The following is an 11,993-nucleotide window of genomic DNA, read 5'->3' on the forward strand; positions in this document are numbered from 1 at the left end:
CCTGACAGCCTTGCCTCCCCTGGCAGGGTCCAAGCCTGGCTCCCCTCTGCGCAGTGAAGATTATAATCTTTGCAAAAACAGTTGCTTGTTCATCTTGCGCCAGCCCACTAGAGTAGAGCCAACAGCGTCAGGGAGTCTGGACATGAAAATACTGATCACGGGAGGAACCGGTTTTATCGGCCGCCGTCTGGTGGCCCATCTCAAGGTCAACCACGAGGTGGTGGTGCTGACCCGTCAGGGCAGCCGTGCCTATGAGCTGCTCGGTCACGACGTCAAACTGCTCGACAACCTGGATCGGCTCGACGACCTCAACGATGTGGATGCCGTCATCAACCTGGCGGGAGAACCCATCGCCGCCGGACGCTGGAGCGAGCAACGCAAGCAGCTGCTGTGTGACAGCCGCTGGCTGCTGACCGAACAGCTGGTCGATCTCATCAAGCTCTCCAGCACGCCGCCCAGGGTGCTGATCAATGCCTCCGCCATCGGCTGGTATGGCAGGCAGGGGGATGTGGCGCTGGACGAGCAGTGCCGGACGCCCCACGACGAGTTCACCCACCAACTCTGCCAGCAGTGGGAAACCCTGGCCCGCGAGGCCCGCAGCAACCGCACCCGGGTCTGCATAGTGCGCATCGGGCTGGTGCTCGGCACAGATGGCGGTGCCCTGCCCAGGATGCTGACCCCCTATCGCCTCGGTCTCGGCGGCCCCATGGGATCGGGCCAGCAGATCATGAGCTGGATCCACATTCAGGATCTGGTGCGCGCCATGCTGTTCCTGCTGGAGCACGAGGAGTGCGACGGCATCTTCAACGGCACGGCGCCACTGCCGGTCAGCAATCGCGAGTTCAGTCAGAGCCTGGCCAGCGCCCTGCACCGACCACACCTCTTCTTGGTGCCGGCCCCCCTGCTGCAACTGCTGATGGGCGAGGCGGCCGACCTGCTGCTCACCGGCCAGAAGGTGCTGCCCGCCCGCCTGCAAGAGGCCGGCTTTCACTTCACCTACCCGGAGCTGCCCCAGGCCCTCGCCAATCTGTTGAGCACGCCCCGCTGACTGGATCCTGCAAATCAGGCAACCGGATAGCAATCAGCCCGGCCATTGGCCGGGCTGATCCGTTATTGCGCCTGGCGGCATCCGCGCAGGATGCTGTGATTACAGCAGGCCCTGACCCAGACCACGAAGCCGATCGCTCAAGGTGCCCGCCAGCAACTGGCGTTGCATGCCCTGCCCCGCCAGCGTCACCAGCAGGGCGCCCAGCAAGGGCAGGCCGGCCCAGATGACCCAGTGGAACTGCCACTGCCCCTCGAACCACCACCATTGCAGACCGAAAGAGCAGAGCTCGACCACAATGGCGGCGCACAGCCCCGCCAGCAGACCGCTGGCAACCAGCTCCCAGCGCAGCATCTTCTTGAGCAGCTCGCTGCTGGCCCCCAGGGTGCGCATCAGCAACAACTCGCGACGGCGGTGGGCCATGCTGGCCTGGGTCTGGGTCAGCAGCACCAGCAGCGCCGCCACAGTCACCAGCCCCAGCATCAGCCCCAGCGCCCGGCTTACCTGCTCAGACACGGCCGTCAACCGCACTATCAGATCGTCCACATCGATGAGGCTCACAGTGGGGTGTCTGCGGATCAGCTCCACCTCCGCCACCCGCCCCTGCTCCGGCAGCCGATAGCTGCCGAGCCAGGTCTGGGAGAAGGGGGCCAGCACGTCCGGCGAGAAGATCATGTAGAAGTTGGGCCGCATGTTGTCCCACTTGATGGCCCGCAGGCTGGTCACCTGCGCCTTGAAGCTGCGCCCCTCTATGGTGAAGCCCAGGGTGTCGCCGAGCGCTATGTCGAGCCGCTTGGCCAGATCCTTGTCCACCGACACCTGGCCGGGGCCATCCAGCCAGCGCCCCGCGGTCAGGGTATTGTCCGGCGGCAAGCCGGTGGTGGTGGTGAAGTTGAGCTCGCGGTTCACCCCTTCACGGCCATCCTCATCGCTGTCTCGCACCGCCTCGCTGGCGATGCTGACCAGCCGGCCCCGCACCATGGGATAGAAATCCGAGGTCAGGGCACCGGCACTGTGCAGATCGGCCAGGATCCCCTCCCGCTCGTGGTCGGCTATGTTGACCAGGAAGCGGTTGGGGGCGTCCGCCGGCAGGCGGGCGGAGAAGTCATCGAGCAGATCGACTCTCACCGCCCACAGCAGACCGAACAGCATGAGCGCCAGCGCAAAGCCCGCCAGCTGGAACAGGCCACTGCCGCGCTCGCGGGAGAGGTGACTGATGGCCAGACGCAGCGCATGGGGGCCCTTGACCCTGCGACCGAACCGCAGCAGCAGGGAGGCGATCAGGGCCAGCAGACCCATCAGCAGGCCCATGCCGCCGATCAGCCCCAACGCCAGAGTCACATCGGCGGTAAAGCCCCACACCAGACCAAACAGGCCGAGCAGGGCGACCGGCAGCGCCAGCCAGGGGGGAATGCCCGCCTCCAGCTCGCGGCGCAGCACCCGCAGCGGTGGCACCTTGAGCAGCCGCAGGAAGGGGACGAAGGCCAGCAGCAGGGTGATGAAGAAGGCCACCGCCAGACCGAGGGCAAAGGGTCGCCACGACGGCGGTGGCAGATCCGCCGGCAGCAGGTTGCCCAGCAGATGCAGGGTCAGCCACTGCATGGCGCTGCCCGCCACCAGACCGATGAGCGCCCCCGCCAACGTCAGGGAGAACAGCAGGGTGCCCATCAGTTGCCAGAGCGTGCGACGGGAGGCCCCCAGCGTCTTGAGCAGGGCCACCATGTTGGTCTGGCGCTCGGCGAAGTGGCGCACCGCTATGCCCATGGCCAGCGCCCCCAGCAGTACCCCGGCCAGGGAGGCGAGCCGGAAGAAACGCTCGGCATTGGCCAGTGAACGCCCCACCTGGGAGCCCTGATCGTCCGGCTTGATCAGCTTCTGCCCCGCTTTGAGCTTGGGCCTGAGCCAGCGCTCATAGCCGGCAACGTCCTCGCGTGCCCCCTTGAACAGGTAGCGCCACTGCTGGCGACTGCCCGGCAGCAGGGCACCTGTCGCCTCTATGTCGGCGCTGTGGATCAGGGCCCTGGGCGCCAGCAGGAAGGGACTGAAGCCCTGATCCGGCTCCTGCCCCAGTTCACCCGCCACCTTGAGGAGGGTGTTGCCCACCTCCAGTTCATCGCCAATTTTCACCTCCAGCAGCTGCATCACCCGGGCCGAGAGCCAGATCTCGCCGGGTGCCGGCGCGCGCTGGGGGCTAAGTTCCAGCTTGCCGTAGAAGGGGAAATCGCTCGGCACGGCCCGGATGGAGGCCAGCTGCAACGCATCGCCATGAAACAGCATGCTGTTGAAGCTGACCGTGGTCTGCACCGACAGGCCCGCCTTTTCCGCCTGCTTGAGCCAGGCAGCCGGGGCCGGCGTGGCGGAACGCAGCGCCCGATCGGCGCCAATAAAGTCACGCCCCGAGGCCTTGAGCCCCGCATCCAGCCGGTCCGCCACCAGGGCCACGCTCAGCACGCAGGCCACACTCAATGCCAGCGCCAGCACGAACCAGCGCAGCTCGCCGCTGAAGCCTTCCCGCCGCAACAGCTTCACACCCAATCGCCACCGACTCATAGCAGCTCCCTGACTCGGGAGGCCGCACTGGATGCTGGCGCATCCGCCTCCAGCCGTCCCGCCGCCATCACCAGTTGCCGCTGGCAACGCTGGGCCAGCTCGTGGTCATGGGTGACCACCACGAGCGTGGTGCCGTGCTCGCGATTGAGCTGGAACAAGAGTTCGATCACCGTCTCCCCCGTCTTGCTGTCCAGGTTGCCGGTCGGCTCATCGGCCAGCAGCAGGCTGGGCCTTGTCATGAAGGCGCGGGCGATGGCGACCCGTTGCTGCTCACCGCCGGAGAGGCGCGGCGGCAGATGGTGCAGCCGCTCGCTGAGCCCCACAGCCGCCAGCAACTCGCGCGCCCTCGGCTCGCAGCGGGTCTCGCCGCGCAGCTCGGCGGGCAGCATGACGTTCTCCAGCGCGCTCAGGGTCGGCAGCAGCAGGAAGGACTGGAAGATGAAGCCCACCTGCTCGGCACGCAGGCGGGCGCGCCCCTCCTCGTCCAGCTGCACCAGCGACTGGCCGAGGATCTCTATATCCCCCTGGCTCGGCAGATCCAGCCCGGCCAGCAGCCCCAGCAGGGTGGATTTGCCGGAGCCGGAGGCGCCGACCAGCGCCAGGGTCTCGCCGGTATTGACTTGCAGGTCGATCCCTTCAAGGATGGTGAGGCTTTCCTGGCCCAGGCGAACGGTTTTGCCCAGACCCTTGACGACAATGATGGGAGTTGAACTCATGATGCGTTTCCTGTTTGCCCGGGCCAAAAAGTGGGGAGTGACCCCGTGATGTCTATCCTGCTCACCCCGGCATTGAATGACAATGCATGCCGGGTGTTGGCATCATCACACGTATCCCCTTTGCCCGGATCTTTGATGACAATGAATGATGGGAGTTGAATGCATGACACGTTTCCTGTTCGCCTTGTGTTGCCTGGTTTCATCGGTGCAGGCCCAGACCCTGCTGGTGCTGGGCGACAGCCTGAGCGCTGGCTATCAGATGCCGGCGGAGCAGAGCTGGCCTGCCCTGCTCAATCAGAAATGGCAGCAGCAGGGCGGCGAGCATCAGCTGGTCAACGCCAGCATCAGCGGTGAGACCACACAGGGAGCCCTGGCCCGCCTGCCCGCCCTGCTCAAGGAGCATCAACCGGACTGGGTGCTGATCGAACTGGGTGGCAACGACGGGCTGCGCGGGTTCGCACCCGCCATCACCCGTGACAATCTGACCAAGATGGTGGCCTTGACCAAGGCGCAGCAGGTGAAAACCGTGCTGACCCAGATCCAGCTGCCCCGCAATTACGGGGCCCGCTACCTGCGCCAGTTCGAGCAGATCTTCCCCGAGCTGGCGGCCGCCAACCAGCTGCCGCTGATGCCCTTCTTCATGGATGATATTGCGCTGCGCCCTGAACTCATGATGAACGATGGCATCCACCCCACGGCCGCGGCCCAGCCTCAGATCCGCGACCGGGTCGCCAGCTTTATCGAGCCCCTGCTGACCCAATAACGCCCCAATAACCATACGCAGAAAAGGGCACTGTCGGCCCAAAACAAAGATCCCGCCGCGGCGGGATCTTTGTTTGCATGAGCATCAGCGTTCCAGTATCTGGCGCAGCCGCTCCTGAGCCACCCCGACCAGCAGGTCTGGCTGGAATTTGGAGATGAAGCGGTCACACCCCACCTTCTTGACCATGGCCTCGTTGAAGTTGCCACTCAGGGAGGTATTGAGGGTGATGAAGAGATCGGACATGCGGGCATCGCTGCGGATCTCGTGGGTCAGCCGGTAGCCGTCCATCTCCGGCATCTCCGCATCCGTGATCATCAGCAGGATCTCGTCGGTCACCTTCTTGCCCGCATCGCACCAGCCCTTGAGCAGATTGAGCGCCTGCAGGCCATCCTGGCATTCGATCACCTCCAGACCCAGCTGACCCAGAGTTTCCCGCACCAGATTGCGGGCCGTGCTGGAGTCATCGACGATGAGCACCTTGCGGCCATGCATCTCGGGCAGTATCTCCCGATCCAGCACCTCTTCCGAGATACGAATGTCGTAGGTGATGATCTCGGCCAGCACCTTCTCCACGTCGATGATCTCGACGATCTGGTCGACACCGTCCTCGGGAATGCGGGTGATGGCGGTCAGGTAGTTCGCCCGCCCGGCGGAGCGCGGCGGCGGCAGTATGTCCTTCCAGGTCATGTTGACGATATGGGCCACCTGCCCCACCAGGAAGCCCTGAATGGTGCGGTTGTACTCTGTGATGATGAGGTTGGACTCGCTGTCGATGGGCATGGCGCGCATGCCGATGGCGCTGCGCAGATTGATCACCGGGATCGAGGTGCCACGGATGTTGGCCACCCCGCTGATGTTGTGGTGCGCCCCCGGCATCTTGTTGAGATGGGGCAGCTTGACCACTTCCCGCACCTTGAACACGTTGATAGCAAACAGCTGTCGGGATCCCAAACGGAACATCAACAACTCCAGACGGTTCTCCCCTACCAGCTGGGTACGTTGATCCACTGAATCCAATATGCTCGCCATATAAAGCCCTTACGTCCGTTTCCCGAGTCTCGCCATAGTATAGAAGGGTCAGAATCCCAACACGACCCGTATTCTTATCCTATGTCGGCAAGATGATGACGGAACTTGATGAAAAAAAGCGAGATTCGGCTCAAGGCCGGACTCTCTTCACACTTATCAATAGCAAGGTGGCCGCTCGATCGGGCCGAGGGCGGCCTGTGTGGGGCACATCCTTGATATCCGTCGCAAAAGCCCCGCCATCAGCGTGGCTCCCTCGATAACCAGACATAAAAAAAGCGGCAGATTGCTCTGCCGCTTGTTGTGCTGCCCTGACGGGATTACTTGTCGATATCCAGCAGATTGTTGCTCAGCATGTAGTCGATCACCTGGGAAGAGGTGGACGCCGCACTGCCGGTGAGGCTGTCGAACGTGTGGTTCATCAGCACTATCTCCTGAGTCACAGGGGCCGTGCTGGTCTCCTTGACCTGCAGGTGCACACCCTCGCTGTCCTGGAACACAGAGAGCAGGCTCTTCAGATCGGTCTGGTTGCGAGAACCATCGTGATCCAGCAGATCGCTCAGATCCAGCTTGTCACCCTCAGCCTTGGAGAAGTCGACCACGTAATCCTTGGCGACGCTGCCCGTAGCTGTATCCCCCTGCAGCCAGGTGAAGGTATCGGCCCCCGCATCCCCCTTGAGGATGTCGTTGCCCAGACCACCGACCAGGATGTCGTTGCCCAGACCGCCACTCAGGGTGTCGTTGCCGGCACCGCCATACAGGGTATCGTTGCCACTGCCACCATAGAGCTGGTCATCACCCAGACCACCGAGCAGCATGTCATCACCGGCACCACCGAACAGTATGTCGTTGCCGGCACCACCGTCCAGAATGTCGTTGCCACCCTGACCGAACAGAATGTCATTGCCATCCCCGCCGAACAGCACATCAGCCTTGTCGTTGGCGGAGGACTGATCGAAGTCGGTGGCATGGTCCGTGATGTAGTCATGGACCTGGGCATCGGTCACAGAGCCGGCACTCAGCTTGCCAGCCACGTACTGCTTGATGGCCGCATAGCCTTCCCCGTTGATGCCGGCAAAGTGAACCGCATCACCGAACAGGATATCGTCACCGGCACCGCCATCGATCCGGTCGCTGCCCGGCAGGTTGTTGACCGAGGTTCCCAGGATGGCATTGGCCAGGTCATTGGCAGACACGTTGGACTGCACTACCTGGTCGCTGTCAAACAGCTTAAGGGTCTCGATAGAGACGTTCCTACCTATCCCGATGGCTTGCAAGGTCACATTGTTAGCAATTAGGAGCGGCAACACTGCCAGTGCATTTTGCAATGCCCAAGGCTCATAACCATCAGAGTCAAAGCTAGAGATCTCATAAGTACCGTCGCCTTGGGCACGGAGAGTACCAATGATATTTGAGCGCCAAGCTCCATTATCCCTTTGATACCATTGATTAATGTTCCCATTGCTATCAATCAGAACCCGATCTTGCCCACCAATGTTGGCATAGAAGGTTTGCCCTGAAACATAATTGTTAACGTTGACAAACGAATCCAACCGATCATTCGTCGTGGTGTTCACAACAGGATTGGTATTTTCATTGATGTAATAAGTGTTAGGTGCCCCATCAGTAATGAAATAAGCGAGGTTCTTGGCGTTGGTATTCGACTTGGCCACATCGCTATTGAACCAGTTCGAAGTGCTCTTCAGCGCATCCTCATAGTTGGTTGAACCGCTGCTGCCATCCATGCTGTTGATGATGGCCTGCAACTTGGTCAAGGCATTGGGATCCTTCAAATCCACACTGATGGACTTGTTGGCTTGGGAGTCAAAGTCCACCAGGAAGATATTGACCTTGCCCGCACCCTCAGTACCAGCACTGGTCTTGAGAGTTGCAAACACCTGGCTCAACTGGGTTTTCATGGTTGCCATGGCGCTGGAGCCGATACTGCCCGAACTGTCGACCATAAAGGCGATGTTGTAGTTCTGGCCCGGCAGCACCACGCTGCCGTCCAGGTCGCCGACCACGATATTGTGCTCGCTGCCATAGACACGGTTTTGATCGCCCGGCTCCCCTTCGGTGGAGAGGAAGTAGCTCATGCGGATCGAATCCTGATCCGATGCGCTGCTGGTCTGGTCGGTCACCACCTCCTTGGCGATGGCCTCTACCTTGAGGTCAAACTGGCCCGCATTGCTGCCCGGCACCCGCAGGGTCAGGCCGGTCAGCTTGACGTCCAGCGCGCTCTGGTTCCAGAGGCCGGTGAGCGTCAGCTTGCCATCCGCACCGACTGTGCCCAGCGCAGTGCCGCCCTGATACAGGGTCGCACCATTTGGCATGCCGCTCAGCACCAGGCTGTCGAGCTGTTCACTGCCATCACGATCGGTCAGGGAAGCACTGATCTCGAGGGGATAATCCACCACGCTGGGCTGTACCGCCGTCAGGGTGCCATCGGTCTGATTGAACTGGTAGATACCGTCATCAAACTGAACCAGCTCGATGTCATAGAGCGACTTGCTGATGGTGGCGCCGTTCTCCTTCACCAGGAAGTTGAAGCCGCCATCACTCCTGCGCTCGATGACATAGTTGGCGCGTGAGCCCATCAGCACGGCCAGGTCTGTACCTGCGCCGCCATACAGGGTGTCACCACCCAGCCCGGCCACCAGAATGTCGTTACCCACGCCGCCATCGAGCGTATCGCCCGAGACAGAGTTGCCACCGACCAGCACATCATTGCCCAGGCCGCCGACGAAGTAGTCACCGCCGCCCTTCACGCTGACGATGTAGTCGTTGCCATTGCCGCCCACCACCTGATCCTGGCTGGTGGTGCTGTCAGTCAGGCTGTTGGTGATGCCGAAGCTGCCCTTGTTGAAGCTGCCGCTCTGGAACGCACCGGTCGAGATACCGGACGATGGGTATTGGGTATAGAGCGGCACGCCATTGCCGGTCAGGCTGATATCCACCACCGGCTTGTCAGCCACGGCAGCTATGTCGATCACCAGCTTGCCGGAGTTGCTCAGGTTGGCACCGTCGCTGATCTGGTAACCCAGGCTGGCGTAGTCTCCTTGCTGGTTGCCCGTCGCCGCACCGTTGCCATTGACGGCACTGGTGCTGGATTCATTGAGACCGGGTACGAAACGCAGATGGCCACTGTCGATATCGGCGTAGGAGATGAGATCCCCCGCCTTCACGGCAATCCACTGACCGGCCGCATTGAGATACTCCAGCTTGCCATTTTGCGGCAGGGTATTGATCTGCACGCTCAGATCAGACGCAGCCTGATCATCGCTGGCACCAAACTGGGACCATTTCAGTACCAGCGGCGTGTCTTCCGTCCCCACACCGTGTCCACCCGTGGTCACGGGCGCGCGGTCGTTGTCGATGATAGTACCGGTGCCGTTCTGGCCACCCACTGTCACCGTCAGGGTCTCGTTCGCCTCGACCAGTCGATCGTTCACGGTCGGTATGGTCACGGTAAAGCCGGATACCCCGGCCGGCACAGTGATCTTGCCGGTAGCGCTGTTGTAGATCACCCCATTGCTGAACTGGGCTGTGCCCCAATCAAGGCTGGAAGCCGGGTTGGTACCGCTGCCCCCGATGGCGAAGTCATACTGGGTCGCCTCCTGGGTCGTGTCGGACAGCACCACAGTATGCAGCAGATTGCCGCCTTCCACTGCACTCTCACTGGACACCGACTGTACTATCGGAGTGAACAGCGGCTTGGTCGCGAAAGAGCCCAGGCTGGCATCGCCATCCGCATCCACTACCTTGATCTGGAAGTCGATGTCGCCGTCCCCCAGTGGCTTGGACATGTTCTGATACTGGAAGAACTCCCACTTGCCGGTGGCCGGGGTAAATTCCAGACGGAACACCAGGGTGCCATCGCTGGCCTTACCTATCAGGGTATTGGCCGATTCCATGGTAGTGGTAATCAGCTTGCCGGTGGCCGTGGTCAGCCCGGTCTCGTTGGAGCCGAGCAGCTGCATATAACCCTTGCCATCTGCCCCCCACTGCGGAGTGACGGAGCCAGAACCGTAAGCGATGGCCGGCGCCGTGGTGGCACCGAGGAACTCTATGCTCTTCACGGTAAAGTCGCTGTTGTCGGCGTACAGACCGTTACCATTGTTGGTGGCCTTGATGACCATGGTATCGAAGCCACCCTGCTGCACCTGGAAATTGCCCGCATAGTCGCCACCCGCAGCATTGGAGCTGAAGGTCTGGGTACCGATCAACACGCCACCGCGATAAAACTCGACCACGCCGCTCTCCAGCTCGCCACCGAACATCTGGCTGAACTTGATGTTGGCGCCATAGGCCACCTTGCCCGCATCCAGCTTGATGGTCAGCTGCTCGGAAGCCGAGGTGCCATTTGCGAAGTGGCGGAAATCAACTTCGTTGGCGAGGTTGTGATTGGGCGAACCCACGCTGGAGACCCCCAGCCCGGAGCTGGAGCCATTGACATTGGCCATGACCAGCGCCGAGTTGGTTGACGAGGCAAAGCCCAGCGCCGTGATGCTGAAGCCTGACACGTTCAGGGTCGTCTGATTGCTGCCACTGTACTTGGTCAGATCAAACAGGCCGGTCAGGGTGTCAGGAATATTGGTCTTGATGACGGACACGGCCGCGGCATCGCCAGCGATCGGCGCATCATCCTCGACGGTGACATTCAGCTTGCCTGTGGTCGTGCCATTGCCATCGGAGACCTTGACGTCCAGCTGGAACGACAGGGAATCCTCCTGGCCCTTGACCGGGTGGTCAAGCGGCGCCTTGAGGGTCAGATCATAGGCCCAATCGCCCTTGCCGCTGGCGTTCGGGGCGGTCAGCTTGACCTCGACCACCGCCTTGTAGCCGTCGCTACCCAGGGTACCGGTATAGCCAACCAGTGTCTTGCTGCCGGCATCCCAGTTCCACTTCACCTCGGCACCACCGGAGGTCAGCCCCGCCGGTCCGTTCAGGCTGATAGTGAGCGTATCTTGGCTGTCGACATCGCCGACCGTAATCTTGCCGCTGGCGGCCACGCTATCGGTGGTATCGCTGCTGCCTGCCGTATCGGCAATCCCGCCAGCAAGCCCCTCTTCAGAGACCATAACACCACTGTCAATACTTAAAGTAGGCAGGTCATTCACCGGGGTGACGCTGATGCTCAGGGTCGACTCGTTGGTGCTGCTGCCGTCAGTCAGCACATACGTGACCACCGGCACCGCGCCGTTGTAGTTTTCAGCCGGGGTGAAGCTGTACGCCCCGTTCACCGCCAGGCAGAAGCTGCCCACACCGGCAATGGTGTAAACCTGACCCAGCACAAATGGACCAGTCTGACCCGCGATGCTGAAGCTATGCACCGTCACCGGGCCATCGACCGACACGCCATCAATGACGTTGCCAATCTTCTCGCCACTGTCCTCGCTGATCGTCACCTGCTCGTCGTTGTCGCTGAAGTCATCGTTCACCGACATCACCTTGATGCTGACCGTGGCGCTGTCGGTATCACCGTCAGCGTCCTTAGCCACGTAGTCAAAGCTGATGTCGCCGTTGAAATCCTTGCCCGGCACAAAGCTGATGCTGCCGTCGGCCGCAATCTCCACCGTGCCGTTGGTCACCGCAATGCTCTGCGCACCGCCGGTCAGCGCCACGCCGTTGATGGACTGGATAGCCAGCCCGCCATCCGGTGCCTTGTCGTTGGCCAGCAGGGTCAGGGTCACCGAGCCATCCTCGTTGACCTCGTAGCTGTCGTTCACCGCATCGACCGGATCGTCCTGGGCCGCCACCTTGATGCTGACCGTGGCGCTGTCGGTATCACCGTCAGCGTCCTTAGCCACGTAGTCAAAGCTGATGTCGCCGTTGAAATCCTTGCCCGGCACAAAGCTGATGCTGCCGTCGGCCGCAATCTCCACCGTGCCGT

At 61.7% G+C, this 11,993-nt stretch carries 6 protein-coding genes; 2 read left to right on the top strand and 4 right to left on the bottom strand.

The features are described from left to right. Nucleotides 1-142: 142 nt before the first annotated feature. Entirely contained in the window at nt 143-1,048 is a 906-nt protein-coding gene (locus AACW87_RS11310; RefSeq protein ID WP_241326763.1) for a TIGR01777 family oxidoreductase, read from the top strand. Between the two features lie 99 nt (nt 1,049-1,147). Here the strand turns inward: AACW87_RS11310 and AACW87_RS11315 are convergent, their stop codons facing one another. Next, on the bottom strand, nt 1,148-3,595 hold the full coding sequence (locus AACW87_RS11315) for an ABC transporter permease (RefSeq protein WP_241326764.1): 2,448 nt from the start codon (nt 3,593-3,595) through the stop codon (nt 1,148-1,150). Then, a complete protein-coding gene (locus tag AACW87_RS11320; protein ID WP_241326765.1) occupies nt 3,592-4,311 on the bottom strand; it encodes an ABC transporter ATP-binding protein in 720 nt (239 codons plus the stop codon). Before AACW87_RS11320 ends, AACW87_RS11315 begins: the two co-directional genes overlap by 4 nt. 163 nt (nt 4,312-4,474) lie before the next feature. Between AACW87_RS11320 and AACW87_RS11325 the strand changes: the two genes are divergently transcribed. Then, nucleotides 4,475-5,074 carry an arylesterase gene (locus AACW87_RS11325; RefSeq protein ID WP_043138031.1) on the top strand — a complete coding sequence of 200 codons (600 nt, stop codon included), beginning with the start codon at nt 4,475-4,477 and terminating at the stop codon, nt 5,072-5,074. 84 nt (nt 5,075-5,158) lie between these two features. On the opposite strand, the gene AACW87_RS11330 is transcribed toward AACW87_RS11325, so the two are convergent. Further along, nucleotides 5,159-6,103 carry a chemotaxis protein CheV gene (locus AACW87_RS11330; protein WP_042870959.1) on the bottom strand — a complete coding sequence of 315 codons (945 nt, stop codon included), beginning with the start codon at nt 6,101-6,103 and terminating at the stop codon, nt 5,159-5,161. A 317-nt stretch (nt 6,104-6,420) separates the two neighbouring features. Further along, the coding region (locus AACW87_RS11335; protein WP_277606893.1) for a tandem-95 repeat protein at nt 6,421-11,993 on the bottom strand (5,573 nt) is incomplete at its 5' end.

The organism is Aeromonas sp. MR7, from assembly GCF_963899385.1.
Classification (GTDB): domain Bacteria; phylum Pseudomonadota; class Gammaproteobacteria; order Enterobacterales; family Aeromonadaceae; genus Aeromonas; species Aeromonas bestiarum.